The sequence below is a fragment of the Rhodanobacter humi genome, from assembly GCF_041107455.1.
Taxonomy (GTDB): domain Bacteria; phylum Pseudomonadota; class Gammaproteobacteria; order Xanthomonadales; family Rhodanobacteraceae; genus Rhodanobacter_A.
In genome coordinates, this window is the sequence record NZ_JBGBPY010000001.1 from 3,113,747 (window position 1) to 3,139,101 (window position 25,355).

Genomic DNA, 25,355 nt, shown 5'->3' on the forward strand with positions numbered 1-25,355 from the left:
GGCTGGGCCTTGGGATGGTCGCGCTCGCAGGCGTGCTGTTCAGTGCCGATATCCCGTATCCCGGTGGCTACGCGTTGCTGCCCACGCTGGGCGCCGTCGGCATCGTTGCGGCGGGCTGCGTGGCCACGCGGCCGTTCGGGGTATCGCGGCTGTTGTCGTGGCGACCCTTGCAGTGGATCGGCGGCATCTCCTATTCGTGGTACCTGTGGCATTGGCCGATCCTGCTGCTCGGCCGAGCGGTCACGGGCTCGGATGCGCCGGTGTATCGCATCGCCTGGGTGTTGCTGTCGCTGGTGCTAGCCTGGTTGTCCTGCCGGTTCATCGAGTCGCCGATCCGCAATCGGCGGCAGTGGTTGGCGCGTCCGTGCATGGCAATCTTCGGAGCGCTGGCGCTGATGCTGCTGGCCAACAGCCTGTGCATGCGCTGGAACAACCAAGCGGCCGAACGGATGCAGTCGCCCGCCATGCAGCGTTATGCCATGGCGCACGGCGATGCGCCGGCGATCTATGGCATGGGTTGCGACGATTGGTACTACAGCGACCGGGTGCACATCTGTGCCTTCGGCCCTGCCAACGCGGCGCATACGGTGGTGCTGATGGGCGACAGCCATGCCGGGCAGTGGTTTCCCGCCGCCGCCAAGGCATTCGATCGGCCGGGTTGGCGCCTGCTGGTGCTCACCAAGTCGTCCTGCCCGATGGTCGACGAGCCGTTCTTCTACGAGCGCATCGGCAAGGAATACACCGTGTGTTCGACCTGGCGCACGCATGCCTTGGCGAAGGTCGCTGAGATCAGGCCCGATGTGGTGCTGCTGGGGACCGTGGGCGGGGGCGGGTACAAGTTCTCGAAGGCGCAATGGATTGATGGCACGACAAGGGTGCTCGATGTACTCAGTCCGGCAGCTGGACATATCTATCTGCTGCGCGATACGCCACACCTGCCGTTTGATGGACCGGATTGTCTGGCGGAACACACGGGGCGACCGGCGTGGCTGGGGCTGCGGCATGCTTGTCGCGCTCCGGCCGATGATCCGCATGCAGACCAGGTGTATCAGTGGCTGGGCGAGGCGTCGGGACGCTTCGCCAACGTCGGTATGCTGGACATGAATGCACAAGTCTGTCCGGGCGACATGTGCTCGGCGGAGCGTGATGGCATGGTGGTGTTCCGTGACAGTCAGCATTTGACCGGCAGTTTCGCGGCCTCGCTCGGGCCAGTGCTGGCCGGGAAGCTGGGCATCGATGCGGCAACTGCGACCAGTGACAGCGGCAAGGCCAAGACGCCGCCGTAGGAGCGCGCCCTGTGCGCGAAAACTTTTGGCGACGGTCGAAGCGCCAAAGCATTACCGGGCAATGAACGAACACCCGCCTCCGGGGAGGAGCGGGTAGGAGCGGCTTCAGCCGCGATGCTCTCGGGTAGGCAGCTTCAAGAGCATCGCGGCTGAAGCCGCTCCTACGGAGAAGGCGGAGGCGCGAGCTGCCGCAGGCTCCACGCCAGCGCCAGCCACACCGGCAGCGCGAACAGGATCCACGGCTGGTTCTGCTGCACGGTGCCGGGCAGCAGGTGCAGCAGCACGGTGGCCAGCGCGGCCAGCAGTTGCAGCATCAGCACGCCGTTGACGAAGCGTGTGGGTGCGAGGCCACGGCGCGTGCGCCACAGCGCGGGCAGCAGCAGGAAGGCGAGCGGGCTGAACAGCAGCAGGTTGGCGTTCGCCCAGGCGGAGTGGTGACTGGTCAGCGTCCACAGCGCCAGCAGCAGCAGGCCGACGAGGCCGGCGGCGACGAGGTACAGCGTGCCGAGCAGGGCGAAGCCGGTGCGCCAGCGGCGCGCGGTCAGTGCGAGCGCGATGGCGAGGATCAGGCCGGCCGCGCCCAGCGGCAGGCGCAGGTCCGGCGCCTGCGCGGGCGGCGCCTGCAGGCGGTTGGGCGATAGCAGTTGTTCGTCCTGCACCAGCGGCTGCGTGCCGCCGTGGCCGTCGGGCACACGGATGCCGCGCAGGTTCGCCTGCAGTTCGTAGGGCAGGAAGCTTTCGCTCCACGCGGTCATCGGCTGGTCGGCGTACGGGCCGAGGCCGAGGTCGAGCAGCAGCATCAGCCAGGACTGGCCGCTCATCAGGCGATCGGTCTGCTCGCGATACGTCATGCCGCCGGGTTCCGCGGCGAGGCGCACCTTGAGGATGCCGCCCAGCGCCTTGTCCAGTGCATCGCGAACGCGGGTGGTGCAGTTGTCGATGTAGTAGTCGTAGTTGTAGCCGGCGTTCTCGGGGCGCAGGTTCCAGAACAGGAAGTCGCGCAACGCGGCCGCCTGCGTGGGTGTCAGCGCGAGCTGCTGGCGGGTGATCGAGCGGCCCACCTGCACGTACCAAGCTTCCTCCGGGCCGGTGGACTCGGCGTCCATCAGGTAGTGCATGCGGCCGCGCGCGAAGTTCAAGAAGAAGTTCTTCTCGTTGAAGTCGAACACGCCGTAGTTGAAGTTCACCGCCTCGCCGCTGACGGTGTCGCGCAGCTCGATCGCGTCGTGGCCGAAACGCTCCCAGTAGACGTCGCCCGGGCCATAGGTGACGAGCGCGACTTCCAGGTTTGCACCGGGGGCGTTGGCGACGCTGGCATGGGCCGGGCCGATGGCCAGCAGGAGGAGGGCGAGCAGCAGGGCGATGGTTTGGCGCATGGTCGGATCTGCCGCAGGTGTTCACGGTGGGAGCGCACCCTGTGCGCGAATGCTCTGGCGTTGATCGGGGCAAAGCATTCGCGCACAGGGTGCGCTCCTACGGGGTGTCGATGTATCAGGCGTCGGGGCGACGGGTGACGCGGAACTGCTGCACGCGGCGGTCGTCGGCTTCGGTGACGTGGAACAGGAAATCGCCGGCGCCGGCCTCCTCGCCCGCCTCGGGCAGGTGGCCGAACTCGGCGGTGATCAGGCCGCCGATGGTGTCGAACTCCTCGTCGGAGAAGGTTGCGCCCACTTCCTCGTTGAAGTCCTCGATCGGGGTGAGCGCGCTGACCAGCCATGAGCCGTCGGTCTGCGCGTGGATCAGCGCGGGCTCTTCCTCGTCGTCGTGCTCGTCGTCGATCTCGCCGACGATCTGCTCCAGCACGTCCTCGATCGTGATCAGGCCGGCCACGCCGCCGTACTCGTCCACCACCAGCGCCATGTGGTTGCGGCTGCGGCGGAACTCGGCCAGCAGCACGTTGAGGCGCATCGACTCGGGGATCAGTACCGCGGGGCGCAGGATCGCCTGGATGTCGAAGTCGGCGCCGTTGCCGAAATACTTCAGCAGGTCCTTGGCCAGCAGGATGCCGAGGATCTCGTCCTTGTCCTCGCCGTGCACGGGAAAGCGCGAGTGGCCGGATTCGACCACGGCGGCGAGGATGTCCGAAAGCGGGGCGTCGGCGGCGATCATCACGATCTGCACGCGCGGCACCATCACGTCGTCGACGGAAAGCTCGGTGACCTTGAGCGCGCCCTCCAGCATGGGCAGGGTGTCGGCGCTGAGCAGGCCGTTGACCTGGGCGGCGCGCAACTCGTCGATCAGTTCCGCGCGGTTGCGCGGCTCGCCGGAAAACAGATGGCCCAGTCGATCCCACCACGTGCGGTGGGCCGGGCCATTGGTACTGCCGGGGTCGTCGTTCATTACTCGGGTTGCAACTGCCCGATGTCGGGCGGGAGTACGAGTCTAGCGGAAAACCCGTGACAATTCAGGGTGTAGGAGCGGCGTAGGAGCGGCTTCAGCCGCGATTCGTGCTGGTGGTCGCGGCTGAAGCTGCTCCTACGAGAATCCATACCGACGTCAGGCGTAAGGATCGGCGATGCCCAGCCCGGCGAGGATGTGCGTTTCCAAGGCCTCCATCGCCTCGGCTTCGGCTTCCACGATGTGGTCGTAGCCGAGCAGGTGCAGCGTGCCGTGCACGGTGAGGTGGGCCCAGTGGTCGCGCTCGGGTTTGCCCTGTTCGGCGGCCTCGCGCGCCACCACGGGGGCGCAGATCACCATGTCGCCGATCAACGGCAGCTTCAGGCCAGGCGGCAGCTCGGCCTCGAAGGAGAGCACGTTGGTGGCATAGTCCTTGCCGCGGTAGTCGCGGTTGAGCGCGCGACCTTCGTCGGCGTCGACGATGCGGATGGAAAGCTCCGCCGGCCTGCGCCGCGTGGCCCCGCGCAGCGCAGCCTCGACCCAGCGGCGAAAGCTGGCCGGCGAGGGAATGCCCGCACGTGGCACGGCGTAGCCAAGATGCACCGTCGTGTTCGCGGGCAGGAGCGGCTTCAGCCGCGATTGGGTGCCGGTCGCGGCTGAAGCCGCTCCTACGACCGCTCCTGCGCGTTTCATTTGGCGTCCTCGTCCTTCTGCTCGAAGGCTTCATACGCGCGCACGATCTTCGCCACCAGCGGGTGACGAACCACGTCGCGCGAGGTGAAGAAGGTGAAGCTGATGCCGTCCACGCCGCGCAGCACTTCCACCGCGTGGCGCAGGCCGGAGCGCACGTTGCGCGGCAGGTCGACCTGGCTGACGTCGCCGGTGATTACCGCCACCGAGCCAAAACCAATCCGGGTGAGGAACATCTTCATCTGCTCGACGGTGGTGTTCTGCGCCTCGTCGAGGATCACGTAGGAGTCGTTCAAGGTGCGCCCGCGCATGTAGGCGAGCGGCGCGATCTCGATCACGTTGCGCTCGATCAGCTTGGCCACCTTCTCGAAGCCGAGCATCTCGTACAGCGCGTCGTACAGCGGGCGCAAGTAGGGGTCGACCTTCTGGCTGAGGTCGCCGGGGAGGAAGCCCAGCTTCTCGCCGGCCTCGACGGCAGGGCGCACCAGCAGCAGGCGCTGTACGCGGTTCGCCTCCAGCGCCTCCACCGCGCTGGCCACGGCGAGGTAGGTCTTGCCGGTGCCGGCCGGGCCCACGCCGAAACTGATGTCGTGGCGCGCGATGGCGTGCAGGTAGCGCGCCTGGTTGGGGCCGCGGCCCTTGATCACGCCGCGCTTCACCTTGATGACGACATCCTGCGCGCCTTCGCCCGCGTCGCCAGTCAGCGCGTCCACGCCCGACTCGGCCAGGTGCAGGTTGATCTTCGCGCCGTTCAAGGTCTCGTTTTCGGTGACGGCATACAGCGCGCGCAGCACCTTCTCGGCGGCGCGCGCTGAGGCTTCCTCGCCGATCGCCTTGAACAGGTTGCCGCGGTGGTCGATCTCCACGCCCAGGCGCAGTTCGATCTGGCGCAGGTGCTCGTCGAACGGGCCGCACAGGCTGGCGAGCCGGGCGTTGTCTTCCGGGGCTAGGGCGAAATCGCGTTCGTTGAGGCCTGGGGTCATGGGTTTGGTGAAATATTTGGGAGTGAATCCTTCTCCCTCCGGGAGAAGGTGCCGGCAGGCGGATGAGGGGGCGGGCGGAGCGTGTCATTGCAGCGTTTCGCAAGCCACGGACCCTCTCCCCAACCCCTCTCCCAAGGGGAGAGGGGCTTTTGGATCAGGCCGCTTCCTCGGCCAGCGCGTGCACCCGCCCGCGCAGCGAGTTGCTCATCGCCTCGGTGATCGTCACGTCCACGAAGCGGCCGATCATGCGCGCGTCGCCGGGGAAGTTCACGTAGCGCATGTTTTCGGTGCGGCCGGCGAGTTCGTTGGGATTCTTCGTGCTGGGCTTTTCCACCAGCACGCGCTGCACGGTGCCGACCATCGCCTCGTTGATCGTCTTGGCGTTCGCGTTGATCGCGGCCTGCAGACGCTCCAGCCGCGCATGCTTCTCCGCCATCGGCGTGTCGTCGGCGAGATTCGCCGCCGGGGTGCCGGGGCGGGCGGAGAAGATGAAGCTGAAGCTCTGGTCGAAGCCCACGTCCTCGATCAGCTGCATGGTCTTCCCGAAATCCGCGTCGGTCTCGCCGGGGAAGCCCACGATGAAGTCCGAGCTGATGCAGATGTCCGGGCGCACCGCGCGCAGCTTGCGGATCTTCTGCTTGAACTCCAGCGCGGTGTAACCGCGCTTCATCGCGCTCAAGATACGGTCGGAGCCCGCCTGCACCGGCAGGTGCAGGAAGTTGGCGAGCTTGGGCACGCTGGCGTAGGCCTCGATCAGCGAGTCGGAGAACTCCAGCGGGTGCGAGGTGGTGAAGCGGATGCGGCCGATGCCCTCGATCTGCGCGATCGCGTGGATCAGCACGGCGAGATCCGCGATGCCGCCGTCGTGCATGGGGCCGCGGTACGCGTTGACGTTCTGGCCCAGCAGGTTCACCTCGCGCACGCCTTGCGCGGCGAGCTGGGCCACTTCCACCAGCACGTCGTCGAACGGGCGGCTGATCTCGGTGCCGCGGGTATAGGGCACCACGCAGTAGCTGCAGTACTTCGAGCAGCCTTCCATGATCGAGACGAAGGCGGTGGGGCCTTCGGCGCGCGGCTCGGGCAGCTTGTCGAACTTCTCGATCTCGGGGAAGGAGATGTCCACCTGCGGCTGATGCGTGGCGCGATTCGCCTCGATCAGCTCGGGCAGGCGGTGCAGGGTCTGCGGGCCGAACACCAGGTCGACATGGGGCGCGCGCTTGATGATGGCCTCGCCTTCCTGGCTGGCCACGCAGCCGCCCACGCCGATGACGACTTGCCGGCCGCCCTGCTTGTGTTCCTTCCAGCGGCCGAGCTGGCTGAACACTTTCTCCTGCGCTTTCTCGCGGATCGAGCAGGTGTTGATCAGGATCACGTCCGCCTCGGACTCGTCCTGGGTCAGCTCCAGGCCGTGCGAGGCCTTCAGCACGTCGGCCATCTTGGCCGAGTCGTACTCGTTCATCTGGCAGCCGTGGGTCTTGATGAAAAGCTTGCCGCTCATGGGTGCTGGTTACCGTGGTTGCGCGAGGCGCGGCGCAGATGGCGCCGAACCGCGCAGTTTACGCCGACCGCCCCCCGGCTTCCAGCAAGCATGCCAGCCGGATCAGGTACTTGGGGTGCTTTCCGGGCGGGCATGGCGCACGAAACGGTGCGTCCACTCTTGGCGCGGACACGGCGCGGCGGCACACTGCGCCCATGTTCGACGCCGTGCGCCACCGGGGGAGTGTCGGCCGGCCCGTCGCAGGCTCCCCGTCCTTCGCCACGATCCCGCAGCGGATCGTGCTGGGCTGTGCCCTGCTGGCAGGCGCGCTGTGGCTGCCCGTGGCGCATGCGGGCAATCTTTACCGCTGCACCGGCGCCAATGGCGAGGCGGTGTTCACCGGCAGCACCGCGGGTTATCACGACTGCCGCAAGCTGGGCAGCTACGGCGCACCGGCGCGGCGCGCGCCTGCGGCCTCGTTGCAGCACGTGCAGGGAACGGTGGTGGGCGCGAAGCCGCAGGCCGATGCCGACGTGACCTCGCTGGCGGCGGTGCGCGGCAGCGTGCTCAGCACCGCGAAGCTGCCGGCGACCGATCCGTTGCCGCCCGCTGCGGCGCCCACTTCGGGCGCGGCCGCCGCGGCCGTGCCGGCGGCCTTGCGTGGGCGCTGGACGTACCAGCAGGCCAGCGGCGGCGCTGGCGCGCTGCCCGACATGCCAGTCGCCACGGCGCCGGGCGACCGCGTGCTGCGCGGCGCGGTGTACCGCATCGCGCGTGCCGACGGCAGCGTGGAGTACACCAACATCCGCCCCGCCGGCCGCGCCGCGCAGCAGGCGAAGATGCTGTTCAGCTACATCGCCACCTGCTTCGCCTGCAACCTGCATTCGACCATCCACTGGGGCAGCGTGCCGCTCAACATCACTGCCTATGCCGACGCGATCCGCGCGGCCAGCGTGGAGTACGGCGTGGACGAGGCCTTCCTGCGCGCGATCATCCATGCCGAGAGCGCGTTCAACCCGCGTGCGCTGTCGCTCAAGGGCGCGCAGGGGCTGATGCAGCTGATGCCGGGCACGGCCGGCGACATGGGCGTGCTGGACGCGTTCGACACCGGCCAGAACATCCGCGGCGGTGCGCGCTACCTCGCCCTGCTGCTGCGCGACTTCGGCGGCAACGAACGCCTGGCCGCCGCGGCCTACAACGCCGGTCCCGGCGCGGTGCAGCGCTACAACGGCGTGCCGCCGTATGCGGAGACCCAGGTCTACGTGCAGCGTGTGGATACCTTGCGCAAGCGCTACGAGGCGGCGCTGCATCCGCCGCTGGCGGCGGCGCGATCGATGTAGGAGCGCACCCTGTGCGCGAATGCCTTTGGCTCCGATCAACGCCAGAGCAATTCGCGCACAGGGTGCGCTCCTACGGGTTGCTCTCGGGTGTCGCGGCTTCCACGTTCATCGGCGGGCGCTCGGTCAGCGTGGCCTCGGTATGGAACGGGCTGCCGTTGCGCAGGCCGGAGATCTCCACCGTGGTGCCGGGCTTGATCGCCGATTCGCGCCGGCGCAGGTCGGCGGGGTCGCGGATGTTGTCGCTGCCGATGCGCAGCAGAATGTCGCGCGGCTGGATGCCGGCCAGTGCAGCGGGGCTGCCGGGGTACACGTCGGTGACCTGGGCGCCGCGCGCAGCCGCGGGCAGGCCGCTGTTGGCGGCCACCGGCACGAAGCTGTAGTCCGCGCCCAGCCAGCCGCGCACCACGTGGCCGGTGGCGACGATCTGGTCCAGCACCTTCTTGGCGGTGCCTGCGGGGATCGCGAAGCCGATGCCTTCGGCATTCGCGGCCTTGCCGATCAGCAAGGTGTTGATGCCCACCAGCCGGCCCTCGGCGTTGACCAGCGCGCCGCCGGAGTTGCCGAGGTTGATCGCGGCGTCGGTCTGGATGAAATCCTCGGCGCTGGAGCCGTACAACTGGCGACCCACCGCGCTGACGATGCCCATGGTCACGGTCTGGTTGAGGCCGAGCGGGTTGCCGATCGCCAGCACCACGTCGCCGGAACGCGGGTTTTGCTTGGCGAACTGGATCACCGGCAGGTTGCCGGCGTCGATCTTCAGCACCGCGAGGTCGGTTTCCTCGTCCGAACCGACCACGGTGGCCTTGGCCACGCGGCCGTCGTACAGCAGCACCTGGATGTCGGTGGCGTGCGAGATCACGTGGTAGTTGGTGAGCACGTAGCCCTGTGCGCTCACGACCACGCCCGAGCCCAGGGTCTTCTCGCGGCGCGCGTAGGTGGTGAGCGTGCCACCCAGCAGCTGCTGCAGGATCGGGTTGTCGTACATCTTGATCGCCCGCTCGTTGACGATCTTGTCGGCGTAGATGTTCACCACCGAGGGAGCCGCGGCGGCGACCGCGTCGGCGTAGGAGGCCGGTGCGGCGACCGGTGCCCCGGTCGCCGGTGCACCGGGCAGGCCCAGCCGCGCGCGCAGGCGCTCGCCGCTGCCGGGCCAGAACAGGCCGATCACGAACGCTGCCGCGAGGCCGATGACGACACAGCGGGCGAGGAAGGCGAGCGTGCCGGCGGCATGTTTCATGTCGTGCTGCAATCCGTGACGGGCGGGCGGACGGTAGGGTAGGCTGGCCGTGCAGCCGAGGTCGGGCAAGGTTCCCCCAGCGTCGATACGCCGCGGCGCTTTTATTGTACGGTGTGAGGGCTGACGCTAGACTAACGCGATTTTCAGGGGTTCCAAATCTATTGCTGGGCGCGAGCCCAACCTGACGCATCATGTACCGGAGAGCCTGATGGCGAACGAAGTCGTCGATCATGGCCGCCGCCGGTTTCTCACAGCCGCCACTTCGGTGGTGGGCGGTGTGGGAATCGTCTCGGCAGCCGTGCCCTTCATCAAGTCGTGGGAACCCAGCGCGCGCGCCAAGGCCGCCGGAGCACCGGTCACCCAATCCCTCAAGAAGATCGAACCCGGCCAGCAGCTGATCGTCGGCTGGCGCAGCCTGCCGGTGTTCATCGTCAACCGCACGCCGGCGCAGCTGGCGACGCTGCCGAAGCAGGATCCGCGCCTCGTCGACCCGAAGTCCGACGGCGCCTCCGCCGCGCAGCAGCCGAAGTACGCGCAGAACGAGACGCGCTCGATCAAGCCCGAGTGGCTGGTGATGGTCGGCATCTGCACCCACCTCGGCTGCGTGCCGAACTACGTGGGCGAGATCAAGCCCGAGCCGTTCGATCCGAACTGGCAGGGCGGCTACTACTGCCCCTGCCACCACTCGCGCTACGACATGGCCGGCCGCGTGTACCAGGGTGTACCGGCGCCGAAGAACATGGAGATCCCGCCGTATCACTTCATTGACGACACGACCGTGCAGATCGGCGTGGGTCCGAAGGAGACCGCGTGATGGCGAACGTATTCGCGAGCATCGGCGACTGGGTCAGCGAGCGCGCACCGGGCCTCGCGCCCGTGTACCGCAAGCACATGACCGAGTACTACGCGCCGAAGAACTTCAACCTCTGGTACTACTTCGGTTCGCTGGCGCTGCTGGTGCTGGTCAACCAGATCGTCACCGGCATCTTCCTCACGATGAACTACAACCCGAGCGCGGCGGGCGCGTTCGACTCGGTGCAGTACATCATGCGCGACGTGGAGTGGGGCTGGCTGATCCGCTACATGCACTCCACCGGCGCCTCGCTGTTCTTCGTGGTGGTGTTCCTGCACATGTTCCGCGGCATCATCTACGGTTCGTTCAAGAAGCCGCGCGAACTGGTGTGGCTGCTCGGCATGCTGATCTTCCTGGTGCTGATGGCCGAGGCCTTCATGGGCTACGTGCTGCCGTGGGGCAACATGTCGTTCTGGGGCGCCAAGGTGATCGTGTCGCTGTTCGGCACCATCCCGGTGATCGGCAGCCACCTGGTCGAGTGGATCATGGGCGACTTCCTGCCGGCGGACTCCACGCTGAACCGCTTCTTCGCGTTGCACGTGATCGCGCTGCCGATCGTGCTGCTGCTGCTGGTGGTGCTGCACCTGGCCGCGCTGCACGAGGTGGGCTCGAACAACCCCGACGGCGTGGACGTCAAGCACGGCCCGAAGGGCAACCGCTGGAGCCCGAGTGCGCCGATGGACGGCATCCCGTTCCATCCGTACTACACGGTGAAGGACCTGGTCGGGGTGGGCTTCTTCCTGATCGTGGCGGCTTTCATCATCTTCTTCGCGCCGACTTTTGGCGGTTGGTTCCTCGAGCACGACAACTCGATCATGGCCAACAACCTGGTCACCCCGGCGGAGATCAAGCCGGTGTGGTACTTCACCCCGTTCTACGCGATCGTGCGCATGATCCCGTCGTTCGTGGGTACCGCCGTGTGGGGTGTGCTGGCGATGTTCGGTGCAATCGCGGTGCTGTTCCTGCTGCCATGGCTCGACCGCGGCAAGGTCAAGTCGATCCGCTACCGCGGCACCGGCTACAAGGTGGCGCTGACGCTGTTCGTGATCGCGTTCTTCGGCCTCGGCGCGGTGGGCGCCGGCATCACCGCGGAAGTGATCCCGGCCTGGTTCGGCAACGTCGACGTGACCACGTGGGAAAACGCGTTCGGTCGCACGATGACGCTGATCTACTTCGGCTTCTTCGCGTTCCTGTGGGCCTATACCTATTTCGGCTGGGAGAAGACCAAGCCGGTTCCGGATCGGGTGACGATGCATGACTAAGCCGACGCTCTTGATGAAACCCAGGCTCCTGATGAAGCAACTCCTTCCCGCGGTCGCGCTGACCCTGGGCCTGCTGGTCGCCGGCCAGCCGGCGGCACGGGCCGAGGGCGGCGAGCAGCTGATGGCGTCGGGCTCCAACGTGCGCGACCAGGCCTCGCTGCAGCGCGGCGCCAAGCTGTTCTTCAACTACTGCGTGGGCTGCCACTCGCTGAAGTACATGCGCTACTCGCGCATTGCCGACGACCTCGGGCTGACCGAACAGCAGGTGATGCAGAACCTCAACTTCACCGGCGCGAAGTTCGACGATCCGGTGATCTCGCACATGCCGGCTGAGGACGCGACGAAGTGGTTCGGCAAGGATCCGCCGGACCTGTCGCTGGAAGTGAGCGCGAAGACCGCCGACTGGGTCTACACCTACCTCAACACCTTCTACCTCGACCCGAAGAGCCCGATCGGCTGGAACAACACCACGCTGCCGAACGCGGCGATGCCGTTCCCGCTGTGGGAGCTGCAGGGCCAGCAGACCGCGGTGATGAAGCCCGGTACCGACGAGGTCGAAAAGCTCGACCTGGCCCACCCCGGCAAGCTGACCCCGGCGCAGTACCAGCAGGCATCGCGTGACCTGGTGAACTTCCTGGAGTACGTTTCGGAGCCGGCGGCCCTGCAGCGGCACGACTACGGCGTCTGGGTAGTGCTGTTCCTGGCGCTGTTCACCCTGCTGGCTTACTTTCTCAAGAAGGAATACTGGAAAGACGTGCACTGATTTCCGGGGAACACCCATCGAATGCGGCAGCCCCTGGCTGCCGCATTCGTGCAACCGCAACAGGGAATATCGCGCATGGTTCCAAGCGCCCGCTCGCGTACCGCACTCACCCTCTACACCACGGCCGACGACATCCAGTGTCACCGTGCCCGTCTGGTGCTGGCCGCCAAGGGCGTCAGCTACGAGCGCGTGCTGGTCGATCCGGGCAAGCCGCCGGAAGACCTGCTCGACCTCAACCCCTACGGCAGCACGCCGACCTTGGTCGATCGCGACCTGACCCTGTACGACGCCAGCGTGGTGTGCGAATACCTCGACGAGCGCTACCCGCACCCGCCGCTGATGCCGATCGACCCGCTGTCCCGCGCGCGCCTGCGCGTCGCCGCGGTGCGCATCGAGAAGGACTGGCTGACCGAAGTCGACACCATCCGCGCCGGCGGCCGTTCCGCCGAGCCCGCGCGCAAGCGCCTGCGCGCGCACCTGCTGGCCGCGCTGCCGCTGTTCAAGGCGGCGAAGTTCTTCCTCAATCCCGAGATGAGCCTGGCCGATTGCCTGGTGGCGCCGGTGATATGGCGGCTGCCCTGGCTGGGCGTGGACCTGGGTCGCGAGGGCAAGGCTATCGTCGACTACGGCGAGCGCCTGTTCCACAGTCAGGGTTTTGCGCGCAGCATGACCGAGCAAGAAAAGGCCATGCGACCCTGATGACTGATGTAACCCATCCGATGAGTTCCAATCGTCCGTACCTGCTGCGGGCGATCTACGACTGGATCAGCGACAACGGCCTGACCCCGTACCTGCTGATCGATGCCGCCGGCGAAGGCGTTCGCGTGCCGCCGCAGGTGGTGAAGAACGGCCAGGTGGTGCTGAACATCGCGATGCGCGCGGTGGCGAACCTGGAACTGGGCAACGACTGGATCGGTTTCTCCGCGCGCTTCTCCGGCGTCAGCCAGGCGGTGCGCATCCCGGTCGGCTCGGTGCTGGCGCTGTACGCCCAGGAAAACGGGCAGGGCATGATGTTCCCGGCCGAAGAGGAAGGTGGCGACACACCGCCGCCCGCGCCGGCACCCGACGAGCCGCCGTCCGGCCAGGGCGGCAACGGCGACGACAAGCCCAAGCGCGGCGCGCCATTCCTGCGGGTCATCAAGTAGGAGCGGCTGCAGCCGCGATACCTGCCGTCAGTGCAACGTGTCGCCACCACCGGAATGCCGGCGCGGTCGCAGCGGCACCACGTTGCTGCCCGATGCGGGTTCGTCCGGGTGATCGGCCGTCGGCGCGGACAGTGCGGCGGTCGGGTGACGTGGTTCCGAGCCGATGGACGGAATCTCCGCCGCTGTCGTCGGCACCGCCGGCATGAGCACCACCGTGGGCAGCCGCAGTTCGCTCATCGTGCCGCCCAGCATCCACAGCGAACCTTGCTCGCGATCCGCGCCGTCGATGCTCACCTCGAAGCCGTAGCAGCGCTCCAGCCGGCGCTGGCCGGCCACGCGACGCAGGCGCAGCGCGCGCAGGCCTACGGTTTCGTCCAGCAGTTGCACGCCGTAGCGTTCGCACTGCGAGCGCGCCTCGGCGGTCGCGCGCTCGCGCGCCGCGCTCAGCTTCAGCCACAGCCCGATCACGGCGATCAGCGCCAGCAGTACCAGCAGATCGTTGACGTTGCCCATGCCTGCAGTGTGTGGGCGGGCAGGGCGGCGCGCAAGCCGGGGGCCGTCCGCGGAGCGCAGCATGTGCGCGAAAACCCATGGAGTGAGTGAAGAGGAGTGAGAAGTGGGAGAAGAGCATGGCCACGCCGCTTCTCATGTTCTTGGCTTTCTCTATCTACTCACTGCTCTTCACTCATCTCGCCTGCGCGCGCAGGATGTGATCCTGCAGGGGATTATCAGCCCAGGCGCAGCCGCAGCGAGAGATCGATCGCGCGGACGTGCTTGGTCAGCGCGCCCACCGAGACGTAGTCGACGCCGGTGCGGGCGTACTCGCCGATGGTGGTGAGGTCGACGTTGCCGGAGACCTCCAGCGGCACGCGCCCGGCGGCGATCTGCACGGCCTCGCGCATCTGCGGCACGCTGAAGTTGTCGAGCATGATTCGGTCCACGCCGGCGGCCAGCGCCTGCTGCAGCTCGTCCAGGTTCTCCACCTCGACCTCGAGCAGCAGGCCGGGATGCAGGCGTCGCGCCGCCGCCACCGCGTTGGCGATGCCGCCGGCGGCGATGATGTGGTTTTCCTTGACCAGGATCGCGTCGTACAGGCCGATGCGATGGTTGTGGCCGCCGCCGCAACGCACTGCGTACTTCTGCGCCAGGCGCAGGCCGGGCACGGTCTTGCGGGTGTCGAGCACGCGCGCGCCGGTGCCCGCCACCGCGGCCACGTAGGCGGCGGTGGCGGTGGCGGCGCCGGACAGCAACTGCAGGAAGTTCAGCGCCGAGCGCTCGGCGCTGACCAGTGAGCGGGCGTGGCCGGAAAGCCGGCAGATCACCGTGCCGGGCGCCACGCGTTCGCCGTCGCGCGCCTGCCACTCGATGCGCACCGCCGGATCCATGCGCCGGAAGCAGGCATCGAACCAGGGCGCGCCGGCGATCACCGCCTCGTCGCGGCAGGTGAGCGCGGCCTCGGCCACGGCGTCGGCGGGCAGCAGTTCGGCGGTGGCGTCGCCCTTGCCGAGATCCTCGGCAAAGGCGCGTTCCACATCGGCGGCAATCAGTTCGGCGGAGGGCGGAGCGAACGGGAGGCTGGAATTCATTCGGTGTCCGTGCCGGGCTGGGGCGTGCCGGGCTGGCGCAGGCGGCTGACGATGGCGCTCATCGCGCGGTCGAACAGCGCATTGGTGGCCAGCACCTGGGCATGACCGCCGGCCAGCAGCACGGCCAGTTCCTGCGGCGCGTAATCGGCCACCTTCAGGCCGCGCCGGTTGACGAACAGGTAGCGGCCGCTCATCGGGCTGATCCACGACAGCTTGGCGCGCACCATCGGTTCGTCGGGCAACTGGAACTCCAGCCAGACGCCGGGCTGCAGCGCTTCCACCTGCCGCCATTCGGGGCTGTCGATGGCGACCGGCACGCTTTCCTCGGGCAGTTCGTCCTGCTCGGCCTGCGGCTCGACGAGGGGCTGGATGCTTTCCGGGATCGCGGCAACGGCAGCGGCGGCGACCTCGGCGGCCGGCACGGCACCGCGCGAGGGTTCACCCAACTGCTGGCCGTACCAGTCGCGCAGCTGCGCCAGCAGGCGCTCGATGTCCTGCGGCTGGAAGGCCACGTTGACCAGGCCCTGGCGCAGCGCGCGTTCGATGCCGGGCAGCAGCTGGCGCAGCTGCTGGCGCGTGGTGGCGTCCTGCGCCGGCCGCGTGCTGGCGATGAAGTCGTCCACGAAGCGCAAGGCGTCGCGGAACTCGCCGGAATCCTCGCCCTGGCGCAGCAGCACCAGCACCAGGTGGTTGGCCCAGGCGCGCGCCAGCACCTCGTGCACCAGCGGCGGCAGCTTGCGGCCGTCGATGCGTTCGACGATCTCGCGGGCGGCACGGCGGCGCGCCTGCTCCAGCTTCTCGCGGCCACGGGTGGATTCGGCCACGCGCTGCTCGGCCAGTTCGGAGCGCCGGCGGTTGGTCTCGTGGAACTGCTGCAGGTCAAACAACAGGCGTTCGAAGATCCCAAGGTCGTCGTCGAACTCGTGCAGCAACTGGTCGACGATGGCCTTGACCTTGTCGTGCAGGCGGCCGTCGCGGTCGGATTCCGGCGACCAGCCCTTGGCCTGTTCGGCCAGGGCGTCGAGCAGGCGGCGCGCCGGGTGCTGGCGGTGCGCGAACAGCTTGCGGTCGAGGATCGCCGCCTTGAGGTAGGGAATCTGCAGCCGCGCCAGCATCACCTGCATCTCGGCCGGCAGGGTGTCGTCCTCGAGGATGAACTCGAACAGCATGCCGACCAAGTCGATGGTGTCCTCGTCGATGCTGGCGACATGGCTGGGCCGCGCGCCGCGCAGCGCGCCGAGCTGGCCCAGCAGCTGTTCCTTGAGCTGCGCCACGGCCTCGCGATCGAAGCTGCCGCCGCTCACCATGGACGGCGCGGCGAGGCCGCCGGACGCCAGCTGGGTCTGCAGCACGCTGAGCGCGCCCAGCAGCTCGCCGACGGAGGGCGGCGGGCTGCCGGCGTCGCCGGCCTGGGCGGACGACGGCGCGACGGCGCCGCGTCGCGCGACGAACAGGCCGTGCAGGGTCTGCAGCAGTTCGGCGGCCGCCGGGATCGGCGACCTCGTCCGTGCCCGCGCCGGCCATCGCGGCACCGCCGGCATGCGCCGCCTGGGCGCCGCCGCGGGGCGTGCCGGCTCCGCGCGACGCGACCGGGCGCAGCTGCGGCAGCACGCCGGCGCGGGCCAGGTCGGCGTTCGCCTCGGCGTACAGCTCTTCCAGCGTGGACAGCACGTAGCGGTCGAACAGCTTGTAGATGAGCAGCTTGACGCGCATGTCCGCGCCCAGTTCCTTCAGCGCCTGGCGGAAGGCCTGCGACAGCGCCGCCGGGGCGATCGGATTGCCGGCATCGTCGACCTTGCGGCCGCCGCAGATCACCGAGAGGCGCTGGTTGATCGCGAACAGGTCGCGCGCCAGCCGGCTCTCGTGCTTGCTGCTCATGCTGGTGATCGCCAGCGATTCCTCGAGCTCGGCGTCGGCCACCAGCGACAGTTCGGACATCGCCGGCGCGGGCGCCGAGGTGCCGGGTGCGGCGCGCCCGGCCAGGTTGCCCAGCTCGCGGTTGACCGTGGCGAGGAAGTTGCGCTCGATCGCCGGACGGCGCTTGCGCACCTCGCGCATGCCATCGAAGTAATGGGTCTGGGTGGCGTTGTTCTCGGCCTTCTCGGCGAGGTCGAACAGCGCGTCGTCGACGTGCTCGAACAGGTTGCCCAGGCATTGCTGCAGGCGCTTGCCGGCGACCCCGCGCACGGCGTTCAGCAGCTCGCCCACGCGCTCGCCGGCGCTGGCGTCGAGGCGCGGCGCCAGGGGCACGATCTTGGGCGGTTCGTAGGCTTCGTTCATGGCCACACCGGAAGTTTGTCGTTGGCGCTTGCGGGCGAGTCGTCGATCCGTCGGCGAGGGTTCGGGGCGTGGGGACGCTGCTTCAGGGGGCCGGGAAATCGTTCAACTGGGTGGTGCCGATGCCATCTTCGGGCAGCATCACGGGGATGCCGTCGTCGACACGGTAAATCAGCTTGCGGTCGATGGTGATCAGGCCTTCGTCGACGCGCTCGCGCACCGGGCTGCCGGCCGTCGTGACCACACCGCCGGCCACGATGGCGCCGTTCAGCGCGTCCAGTTCGGCACGGCCGAGCAGGCGCACCGGCGTCTTGCTGACCGGGCAGCACAGGATGTCGAGCAGGCGCTTGTCCATGTGGCGGAATCGTTGCGGAACCGGAAAGCCGTACAATAACCATTTTTGGACGGCTGGACCATGACAGCGACGACGGAAACGCCAAGGGTAGGCGTGGTGATGGGCTCGCGTTCGGACTGGGAGACCATGGAGCACGCCTCCGGCGTGCTGACCGAGCTGGGCGTGGCGCACGAGGTGCAGGTGGTGTCCGCCCACCGCACGCCGGACCTGCTGTTCCGCTATGCCGAACAGGCGGCCGGGCGCGGCATCCAGGTGATCGTCGCCGGCGCCGGCGGAGCCGCCCACCTGCCGGGCATGCTGGCGGCCAAGACCCGGCTGCCGGTGCTGGGCGTGCCGGTGCAGTCCAAGGCGCTGAGCGGCATGGACTCCCTGCTGTCGATCGCGCAGATGCCGGCCGGCATCCCGGTGGGCACGCTGGCGATCGGCCGCGCCGGTGCGGTGAACGCGGGCCTGCTCGCTGCCGCGGTGCTGGCGTTGCACGATCCGCGCCTCGCGCAGGCGCTGGAGAGCTGGCGCAGCCGGCAGACGCAGGCGGTGCTCGACCAGCCGGACCCGCGCGCATGAGTGCATCGCGGCAGCCCGTGCTCGGCATCCTCGGCGGCGGCCAGCTGGCGCGCATGCTGGCGCTGGCGGCCGCGCCGCTGGGCGTGAACACCCTGGTGGTGGACAGCGCCGCCGACGCCTGCGCCGGCCAGGTGGCGCCACTGGTCCGGGCCGACTGGACTGACTACGCCGCGCTGGAAGAATTCGCGCGCCAGGTCGACGTGGTCACCTTCGATTTCGAGAACGTGCCGGCCGAAACTGCACAGTGGCTGGCCGAGCGGGTGGCGGTGTTCCCGAACCCGCGCGCGCTGGCGGTGGCGCAGGACCGCCTCGCCGAGAAGACCCTGTTCCGCGAGTGCGGGCTGGCCACGCCCGGGTTCATGGCGGTGGATATCCGCGCGGATCTCGATCGTGCGCTGGCCGCGGTGGGTGCCCCGGCCATCCTCAAGACCCGCCGGCTGGGCTACGACGGCAAGGGCCAGTTCCGGCTGAAGTCGCTGGCCGACGCCGACGCGGCCTGGACCGCGCTGGGCGCGCAGGCGGCGAAGCACGGGCTGATCCTCGAAGCCTTCGTGCCGTTCCAGCGCGAGCTGTCGGTGCTGGCCGTGCGCGGCCGCGACGGCGATTTCCGCACCTGGCCGCTGACCCGCAACTGGCACGTGGACGGCGTGCTCAGCCTCAGCCTCGCGCCTGCACAGGACATCGCCGCGCTGCAGCCGCGCGCCACCGCGCTGGCGCGCACCTTGGCCGAACGGCTGGACTACGTGGGCGTGTTCGCGCTGGAGCTGTTCGTCAAGGACGGCGAGCTGCTCGGCAACGAGATGGCGCCGCGCGTGCACAACTCCGGTCACTGGACGATCGAGGGTGCGCACACCAGCCAGTTCGAGAACCACGTGCGCGCCGTGCTCGGCCTGCCGCTGGGCGACACCGGCGCGCGCGGCCTGTCGGCGATGTTCAACTGGATCGGCGAGCTGCCCGATGCCGCATCGGTGCTGCGCACCGTCGACGCGCACTGGCACGACTACGGCAAGCAGGCGCGACCGGGGCGCAAGGTGGGGCATGCCACGGTGTGTGCACCGGATGCGGCGATGCTGGCCACGCGGCTGGAAGCGCTGGGCAAGGCGCTGGGGCGCGAGGCGCAGGTGGCGGGGGCGCTGGGGATGTTGCGGGGGTGATACGCCCATGGATGGGCGCACGTTCTGGCAGGCCGTTGGCCTGCCAGACGGAGCCTGACTCGCTTGGCGAGTCAGGCGAGCCAGAAAAGGGCAGGAGCCCTTTTCTGGCAATCAGGCACGGTGCTCTGGCTCTTCGCCCTCGACGTACGGATACGAAAAAGCCGCGGATGCCCGCGGCTTTTTCGTATCCGTGTGTTTGGCGGAACAAAGCAAGAGCGTTCGTGCCTGATGGTCAAAAACGGGCTCCTGCCCGTTTTTGACTCGCCTGATTCGCAGGGCGAATCAGGCTCCGCTGCGCGTGCGCCCATCCATGGGCGCAGGGCGCGGAGCGCGCGAGCGCGCTCCTTAGACTTGCATCGCCTTGGCGACTTCGGCCAGGTAGTCTTCCTGCACCTTCTCGATGCCTTCGCCCACGGCCAGGCGCACCACGGCGGCGACGTCGGCGCCTTCCTTCTTCAGCGCGTCGCCCACGGTGACGTTGGTGTCCAGCACGTAGGGCTGTCCGACCAGGGTGACCTCGGAGACGATCTTGTTGATCTTGCCCGCGACGATCTTCTCCAGGATCTCGGCCGGCTTGGCCTTTTCCTTGTCCGACATCGCGGCCAGCGCGATTTCCTTTTCCTTGGCGATGAAGTCGGCGGGAACGTCCTCGGCCTTCACGTAGGGCGGGTTCATCGCCGCCACGTGCATCGCGATGCCCTTGGCCAGCTCCTCGGAGCCGCCCTTGAGCGCCACCAGCACGCCGATGCGGCCGCCGTGGATGTAGCTGCCGATGGTGCCGTCGCTTTCCACGCGGGCCACGCGACGCACGTCGATCTTCTCGCCGATGGTGGCGATCAGCGCCTTGGCGGCTTCCTCGACATTGCTGGCACCCGGGTAGGCGGCAGCCTTCAGCGCGTCGATGTCGGCGGCGCCGGACTTCAGCGCCACGTCGGCGACGGTGTCGCTGAACTTCACGAAGTCGGGGTTCTTGGTGACGAAGTCGGTTTCGCAGTTGACCTCGACCAGCACGGCTTTGCCGCCGGCCTGGGCGGCCACGATGCGGCCTTCGGCGGCCACGCGGCCGGCCTTCTTGTCGGCCTTGGCGAGGCCGGACTTGCGCAGCCACTCCATCGCGATCTCGATGTCGCCGTGGTTCTCGACCAGCGCCTTCTTGCATTCCATCATGCCGGCGCCGGAACGCTCACGCAGCTCCTTGACCAGTTGGGCGGAGATATTGCTCATCGGTATTCCTCGAATGCTTGAGGCGTCGTGGCGGATCGCGCCACGACGCCGGACGGGCTTTGTCTTGTCGCAGCGACGGCGGTTGCCCGCCGTCATCTCGCCTTACTTGGCGTCGCGCGGGGCGCGGCCATCGCGGCCGCCGTCGCGGCGCGGCGCACCGGCGCCCTTGCGGGGAGCGGCGTCGCGGCGCGGTGCGGCCGGCTTGCGCTCGGCCTTGGCGACCGGGTTGCCTTCCTCGTCCAGCTCGACGAACTCGTTGGCGTCGCCCTGGGCGGCGGCCGGCGCGGCAGCCTTGCCTTCCAGGATCGAGTCGGCGGCGGCGCGGGCGTACAGCTGGATCGCGCGGATCGCGTCGTCGTTGCCGGGGATCGCGTAGTCCACCAGCTCCGGGTTGTAGTTGGTGTCGACCACCGCGATCACCGGGATGCCGAGCTTCTTGGCTTCCTGCACCGCGATGTCCTCGTGGCCGATGTCGATCACGAACAGCGCGTCGGGCAGGCGGTTCATGTCCTTGATGCCGCCCAGCGAGGCCTGCAGCTTGTCGCGCTCGCGGCGACGGGCCAGCACTTCGTGCTTGACCAGCTTCTCGAAGCTGCCGTCGGTCTCGGCCGCTTCCAGCTCCTTGAGCTTGGCCACCGACTGCTTCACGGTGCGGAAGTTGGTGAGCATGCCGCCCAGCCAGCGCGCGGTGACGAAGGGCATGCCGGCGCGGGCGGCCTCCTCGGCCAGCGCCTCGCGGGCGGAGCGCTTGGTGCCCACGAACAGGATGGTGCCGCGCTTCTGCGCCAGGCCCGACAGGAAGTTCATCGCGTCGGTGAACAGCGGCAGGGTCTTCTCGAGGTTGATGATGTGGATCTTGCCGCGGGCGCCGAAGATGTACGGCGCCATCTTGGGGTTCCAGTAACGGGTCTGGTGACCGAAATGGACGCCGGCCTCGAGCATTTCGCGCATGGTGACTTGAGCCATGGTGTAACTCCTTGCAGTGGGCCTTTTCAGGTGGCCCGGGGGGTTGGGACCTCCACGCATCCCCGGCTTCGACCGCGGCAGCGAATGCTGCGCGCGGCACCCCGAAGAACGGTGCCGATGCGTGTGTGGCGTTGGTTTGGGCTTGTACCGCGGGGCGGTTACAATCCCGTCTCGTTTTGCGTTGTGCGGGCGTCGATGACGCCGGGTGCAGCCTGCAAAACCGCGCAATTGTAGCCGGTGCGCCGGCGATGCGGCAAGTCGCTGGATTTCCAGCGTTTGTGCCGCCATATAGGCAAAACCATGGCGATTACCCTGAAATCCCCCAAGGACCTCGAAGGCATGCGCGTGGCCGGCCAGCTGGCCGCCGAGGTGCTGGCCATGCTCAAGGAGCACGTCAGGCCCGGCGTCACCACCGAGGAACTGGACCGGCTGGCGTACGAGCACATCGTCAACGTGCAGAAGGCGGTGCCGGCCAACGTGGGCTATCACGGCTTCCCGAAGACGCTGTGCACCTCGGTCAACCACGTGATCTGCCACGGCATCCCCAGCCCCGGCAAGGTGCTCAAGGACGGCGACATCGTCAACCTCGACGTCACCGTCATCAAGGACGGCTGGCACGGCGACACCAGCCGCATGTACTTCGTGGGCACGCCATCGGTGCTGGCGAAGAGGCTGGTGGAGACCACCCATGAGGCGATGATGCGCGGCATCCGCGCGGTGCGCCCCGGCGCCACCCTGGGCGACGTGGGTCACGCGATCCAGCAGCACGCCGAGGCGGCGGGCTTCAGCGTGGTGCGCGAGTACTGCGGCCACGGCATCGGCAAGGTCTACCACGACGAGCCGCAGGTGCTGCACTACGGCAAGCCCGGCACCGGCGTGGAACTCAAGGAAGGCATGACCTTCACCGTCGAGCCGATGATCAACGCCGGCAAGCCGCACACCAAGCAGCTGCCGGACGGCTGGACCGTGGTCACCAAGGACCACTCGCTCTCCGCGCAGTGGGAGCACACCATCGCGGTGACCGCCGACGGTTTCGAGATCCTCACGCCCTGGCCGGATGCGTAGGAGCGCACCCCCGGATCAAGTCCGGGGCAGGCTCTGTGCGCGATGGCTCTGCGTCCTGACCGCAGCAAAAGCATTCGCGCACAGGGTGCGCTCCTACAGGTAATGCCGGGCGGCGTGGCAGACTGACAGTTCCCAACCGCTGCCCCGAACTCCACCGATGAGCATCGTGCTTCCCCCGCTGCCCCGCCTGCCGTCGGCCGTGCCGCGCTCGGGCGTGTCGGCCGATGCGCGACGTGCGTTGCGGCAGTTGCTGGGCGACGTGGATCGCGCGCTGGCCACCGCGTTCCGCGACGGTGCCGACGCCAGCGCGCTGGCGCGGCGGCGCGGCGAGGCGGTGGCGCGCATCGTGGCGCACGTGTGGATGGCCTGCCTGGGCGAAGTGACGGGCGCGGCGCTGTTCGCGGTGGGCGGCTTCGGCCGCGGCTTGCTGTTCCCGCACTCCGACGTGGACCTGCTGGTGCTGGCCGAGCGGCCCGAGCCGGCGCGCCTGCGCGCGCTGGAGCAGTGCTTCGCCACGTTGTGGGACGTGGGCCTCAAGGTGGGCCACGCGGTGCGCGAACCGGCGCAGTGCCGCGCACTGGCCGCCGCGGACGCCAGCGTGTTCACCAGCCTGCTGGACGCGCGCCGGCTGGCCGGCGATCCGGCCATGGACGACGCCTTGCGCGCCATCGTGGACGATCCGGCGCTGTGGCCGCCGCGCGACTACCTCGCCGCGCGGCTGGCCGAGCGCGACGCCCGCCACGCGCGGCACAACGACACCGCGAGCAACCTCGAACCCAACCTCAAGGACGGCCCGGGCGGCCTGCGCACGCTCGATTCGCTGCGCTGGCTGGGCCGCCGGCTGGCGCATGCCGGCGGCTTCGAGGCGATGCAGGATGCCGGCCTGCTCGATCCGGCCGAGCGCGCCAGCCTGTGCGAGGCCGAAGCCACGCTGCGACGCTACCGTTTCGCGCTGCACCTGGAGGCGGGACGGCCGGAAGAACGCCTGCTATTCGACTATCAGCGCGCGCTCGCCGGGCGGCTCGGCTTCGAGGACGAGCACGAGAAGAACCTCGGCGTCGAACAGTTCATGCAGGGCTATTACCGCGCGGCCAGCCAGGTCGAGCGGCTGGGCGTGCAGATCGCCGAGCGCTTCGTCGAACTGCTGGAACCGCCGGGCGAGGCGAAGCCGGTGGGCGAGGATTTCGTGCGCCACGGCACGCGGCTGTCGGCGCGCGATCCGGAGTTGTTCGCGCGGCGGCCGGCGGCGCTGGTCGAGGCCTTCATCGCGCGGCTGGACGAGCCGGGCCTGATCGGCTTTTCCGCCGAGACCATGCGGCGCATCCACCAGGCCACTGCGCAGCACGATGGCGCGCTGGCCGACGATCCCGACGTGCTGGCCGCCTTCCTGCGCCTGCTGCGGCGGGGCGCACCCGCGGTGGATGCGCTGTGGCGGATGAACCGGCACGGCCTGCTGGCCGCGATCCTGCCCGCGTTCGGCAAGGTGGTCGGGCGCATGCAGTACGACCTGTTCCACGTCTACACCGTGGACGAACACACGTTGCGCGTGCTGCGCCAGATGGCGCGCTTTGCCGATCCCGAGGCGCGTGCCGAATTCCCCGTCGCCTGCGACGTCTGGGCCAGCCTGGGCCAGCCCGAACTGATGCTGCTGGCCGGCCTGTTCCATGACATCGCCAAGGGCCGCGGCGGCGACCATTCCGTGCTGGGCGAAGGCGACGCGCGCGCGTTCTGCGCGAAGCTGGGTTTGCCCGCGGCCGACGGCGAGCGCGTGGCGTGGCTGGTGCGCTGGCATCTCCTGATGAGCACCACCGCGCAGCGGCAGGACATCACCGACCCCGACGTGGTGCGCCGCTTCGCCGACACGGTGGGCGACCGCGAGCGGCTGGGCCGGCTCTACCTGCTCACCGTGGCCGACATCATCGGCACCAGCCCGAAGCTGTGGAACGGCTGGAAGGATCGCCTGCTGGCCGACCTGTTCGCGGCGGCGCGGCAGGCGCTGCGCCGCGACATGCGGCCCGGGCACGACGCCGCGGCGCGCATCGACGCCTGCCGGGCGCAGGCGCTGATCCTGCTGCAGGCCGAGGGCACCGATGCCGCGGCGGCCGAGCGCGCGTGGAGCGCGTTCCCCGACTCCAGCTTCCTGCGCCACCGCCCCGAGCAGATCGCCTGGCAGACCGCGGCGATCGTGCGCGCGGACGGCGCCTGGCCGCTGGTCGCCGTGCATCCGCTCTCGGTGCGCGGCAGCACCGAGCTGTTCGTCTGCACGCCCGACCGCGACGGCCTGTTCGCCAGCGTCACCGCGATGCTGGACCGGTTGCACTTCTCGGTGGTGGAGGCGCGCATCCTCAATTCCAGCGCCGGCATGGCGATGGACACCTTCCTGCTGCTGGAAGCGGACGGCCAGCAGCCGGCCAGCGCGGATCGCGCCGAGGAACTGCGTTCGCGCATGCAGCGCGCGCTCGCGCAAAGCGGCCAGATCCTGCCGCCACGGCGCAGCATGTCGCGCCAGCTGAAGCACTTCCAGATGCCACCGCGCATCGATTTCCGCCAGGCCGACGGGCGTACCCGCATGGCCCTGGTGTGCAGCGACCGCCCCGGCCTGCTGGCCGCGGTGGCGCAGGTGCTGGTGGCCTGCGCGGTGCGCGTGCACGACGCGCGCATCGCCACCTTCGGCGAGCGGGTGGAGGATTTCTTCCAGCTCAGCGACCGCGCCGATGCGCCGCTGGACGAGACCCAGCAGGAACGCTTGCGCCAGTCGCTGCTGGCAAGGCTGGGGCAGGGCGCCTGACCA

The 25,355-nt window shown here is 68.8% G+C and carries 23 protein-coding genes and 1 pseudogene; 11 read left to right on the top strand and 13 right to left on the bottom strand.

Annotated features, from left to right (window positions below):
- The first annotated feature begins 14 nt into the window (after positions 1 to 14).
- Entirely contained in the window at positions 15 to 1,286 is a 1,272-nt protein-coding gene (locus AB7878_RS13830) for an acyltransferase family protein (protein ID WP_369494910.1), read from the top strand.
- Between the two features lie 161 nt (positions 1,287 to 1,447).
- Here the strand turns inward: AB7878_RS13830 and AB7878_RS13835 are convergent, their stop codons facing one another.
- The 5 genes from AB7878_RS13835 to miaB all read right to left on the bottom strand — a co-directional run bounded on the left by AB7878_RS13835 (position 1,448) and on the right by miaB (position 6,794).
- Positions 1,448 to 2,662, bottom strand: a complete 1,215-nt coding sequence (locus tag AB7878_RS13835; RefSeq protein ID WP_369494911.1) for a lipoprotein N-acyltransferase Lnb domain-containing protein — start codon at positions 2,660 to 2,662, stop codon at positions 1,448 to 1,450.
- Positions 2,663 to 2,777: 115 nt separating this feature from the next.
- A complete protein-coding gene (locus AB7878_RS13840; RefSeq protein ID WP_369494912.1) occupies positions 2,778 to 3,626 on the bottom strand; it encodes a CorC family transporter in 849 nt (282 codons plus the stop codon).
- Positions 3,627 to 3,782: 156 nt separating this feature from the next.
- Positions 3,783 to 4,316: an rRNA maturation RNase YbeY gene (gene ybeY, locus AB7878_RS13845; RefSeq protein ID WP_439653798.1), complete on the bottom strand. Its 534-nt coding sequence runs from the start codon at positions 4,314 to 4,316 to the stop codon at positions 3,783 to 3,785.
- On the bottom strand, positions 4,313 to 5,296 hold the full coding sequence (locus AB7878_RS13850; RefSeq protein WP_369494913.1) for a PhoH family protein: 984 nt from the start codon (positions 5,294 to 5,296) through the stop codon (positions 4,313 to 4,315). Before AB7878_RS13850 ends, ybeY begins: the two co-directional genes overlap by 4 nt.
- Positions 5,297 to 5,450: 154 nt before the next feature.
- A complete protein-coding gene (gene miaB, locus AB7878_RS13855; RefSeq protein WP_369494914.1) occupies positions 5,451 to 6,794 on the bottom strand; it encodes a tRNA (N6-isopentenyl adenosine(37)-C2)-methylthiotransferase MiaB in 1,344 nt (447 codons plus the stop codon).
- 194 nt (positions 6,795 to 6,988) lie between these two features.
- On the opposite strand from miaB, the gene AB7878_RS13860 reads away from it, so the two are divergent.
- The gene (locus tag AB7878_RS13860) at positions 6,989 to 8,113 is read left to right on the top strand and encodes a lytic transglycosylase domain-containing protein (RefSeq protein ID WP_369494915.1); all 1,125 of its coding nucleotides are present in this window, start codon (positions 6,989 to 6,991) and stop codon (positions 8,111 to 8,113) included.
- Between the two features lie 70 nt (positions 8,114 to 8,183).
- Here the strand turns inward: AB7878_RS13860 and AB7878_RS13865 are convergent, their stop codons facing one another.
- Complete coding sequence (locus AB7878_RS13865) at positions 8,184 to 9,350, bottom strand: S1C family serine protease (RefSeq protein ID WP_369494916.1); 1,167 nt, start codon at positions 9,348 to 9,350, stop codon at positions 8,184 to 8,186.
- A gap of 208 nt (positions 9,351 to 9,558) precedes the next feature.
- Between AB7878_RS13865 and petA the strand changes: the two genes are divergently transcribed.
- From petA to AB7878_RS13890, 5 genes are all read left to right on the top strand, one after another.
- On the top strand, positions 9,559 to 10,164 hold the full coding sequence (gene petA / locus AB7878_RS13870) for a ubiquinol-cytochrome c reductase iron-sulfur subunit (protein WP_369494917.1): 606 nt from the start codon (positions 9,559 to 9,561) through the stop codon (positions 10,162 to 10,164).
- Complete coding sequence (locus AB7878_RS13875; RefSeq protein ID WP_369494918.1) at positions 10,164 to 11,465, top strand: cytochrome b; 1,302 nt, start codon at positions 10,164 to 10,166, stop codon at positions 11,463 to 11,465. Before petA ends, AB7878_RS13875 begins: the two co-directional genes overlap by 1 nt.
- A gap of 31 nt (positions 11,466 to 11,496) precedes the next feature.
- Positions 11,497 to 12,228: a cytochrome c1 gene (locus AB7878_RS13880; RefSeq protein ID WP_369494919.1), complete on the top strand. Its 732-nt coding sequence runs from the start codon at positions 11,497 to 11,499 to the stop codon at positions 12,226 to 12,228.
- Between the two features lie 75 nt (positions 12,229 to 12,303).
- Positions 12,304 to 12,927, top strand: coding sequence for a glutathione S-transferase N-terminal domain-containing protein (locus AB7878_RS13885; protein ID WP_369494920.1), 624 nt, complete (start codon positions 12,304 to 12,306; stop codon positions 12,925 to 12,927).
- The gene (locus AB7878_RS13890) at positions 12,927 to 13,373 is read left to right on the top strand and encodes a ClpXP protease specificity-enhancing factor (protein ID WP_369494921.1); all 447 of its coding nucleotides are present in this window, start codon (positions 12,927 to 12,929) and stop codon (positions 13,371 to 13,373) included. Before AB7878_RS13885 ends, AB7878_RS13890 begins: the two co-directional genes overlap by 1 nt.
- A gap of 27 nt (positions 13,374 to 13,400) precedes the next feature.
- On the opposite strand, the gene AB7878_RS13895 is transcribed toward AB7878_RS13890, so the two are convergent.
- The 5 genes and pseudogenes from AB7878_RS13895 to AB7878_RS13910 form a co-directional block, all read right to left on the bottom strand.
- On the bottom strand, positions 13,401 to 13,886 hold the full coding sequence (locus AB7878_RS13895; protein ID WP_369494922.1) for a DUF3301 domain-containing protein: 486 nt from the start codon (positions 13,884 to 13,886) through the stop codon (positions 13,401 to 13,403).
- 215 nt (positions 13,887 to 14,101) lie between these two features.
- Positions 14,102 to 14,959: a carboxylating nicotinate-nucleotide diphosphorylase gene (nadC, locus tag AB7878_RS13900; RefSeq protein WP_369494923.1), complete on the bottom strand. Its 858-nt coding sequence runs from the start codon at positions 14,957 to 14,959 to the stop codon at positions 14,102 to 14,104.
- Entirely contained in the window at positions 14,956 to 16,491 is a 1,536-nt protein-coding gene (locus AB7878_RS18520; RefSeq protein WP_500809106.1) for a hypothetical protein, read from the bottom strand. Before AB7878_RS18520 ends, nadC begins: the two co-directional genes overlap by 4 nt.
- Before the next feature lie 139 nt (positions 16,492 to 16,630).
- Positions 16,631 to 17,239: pseudogene (locus tag AB7878_RS18550) on the bottom strand (DUF1631 family protein); the annotation flags it as partial.
- 82 nt (positions 17,240 to 17,321) lie between these two features.
- Positions 17,322 to 17,591, bottom strand: coding sequence for a Trm112 family protein (locus AB7878_RS13910; RefSeq protein WP_369494924.1), 270 nt, complete (start codon positions 17,589 to 17,591; stop codon positions 17,322 to 17,324).
- A 60-nt stretch (positions 17,592 to 17,651) separates the two neighbouring features.
- Between AB7878_RS13910 and purE the strand changes: the two genes are divergently transcribed.
- A complete protein-coding gene (gene purE, locus AB7878_RS13915) occupies positions 17,652 to 18,155 on the top strand; it encodes a 5-(carboxyamino)imidazole ribonucleotide mutase (protein ID WP_369494925.1) in 504 nt (167 codons plus the stop codon).
- Positions 18,152 to 19,309: a 5-(carboxyamino)imidazole ribonucleotide synthase gene (locus AB7878_RS13920; protein ID WP_369494926.1), complete on the top strand. Its 1,158-nt coding sequence runs from the start codon at positions 18,152 to 18,154 to the stop codon at positions 19,307 to 19,309. The genes purE and AB7878_RS13920 overlap by 4 nt, the downstream gene beginning before the upstream one ends.
- Before the next feature lie 345 nt (positions 19,310 to 19,654).
- Here AB7878_RS13920 and tsf read toward each other — a convergent pair whose 3' ends face one another.
- Positions 19,655 to 20,533, bottom strand: a complete 879-nt coding sequence (gene tsf, locus AB7878_RS13925; RefSeq protein ID WP_369494927.1) for a translation elongation factor Ts — start codon at positions 20,531 to 20,533, stop codon at positions 19,655 to 19,657.
- Between the two features lie 102 nt (positions 20,534 to 20,635).
- The gene (gene rpsB / locus AB7878_RS13930; protein ID WP_369494928.1) at positions 20,636 to 21,499 is read right to left on the bottom strand and encodes a 30S ribosomal protein S2; all 864 of its coding nucleotides are present in this window, start codon (positions 21,497 to 21,499) and stop codon (positions 20,636 to 20,638) included.
- A 300-nt stretch (positions 21,500 to 21,799) separates the two neighbouring features.
- Here rpsB and map point away from each other — a divergent pair, with 300 nt between their 5' ends.
- Both map and glnD read left to right on the top strand, forming a co-directional pair.
- Positions 21,800 to 22,564, top strand: a complete 765-nt coding sequence (gene map / locus AB7878_RS13935; protein WP_369494929.1) for a type I methionyl aminopeptidase — start codon at positions 21,800 to 21,802, stop codon at positions 22,562 to 22,564.
- Positions 22,565 to 22,721: 157 nt separating this feature from the next.
- Positions 22,722 to 25,352 (top strand): [protein-PII] uridylyltransferase, encoded by a 2,631-nt coding sequence (glnD, locus tag AB7878_RS13940; RefSeq protein WP_369494930.1) that lies wholly within the window; start codon positions 22,722 to 22,724, stop codon positions 25,350 to 25,352.
- Positions 25,353 to 25,355: the final 3 nt, after the last annotated feature.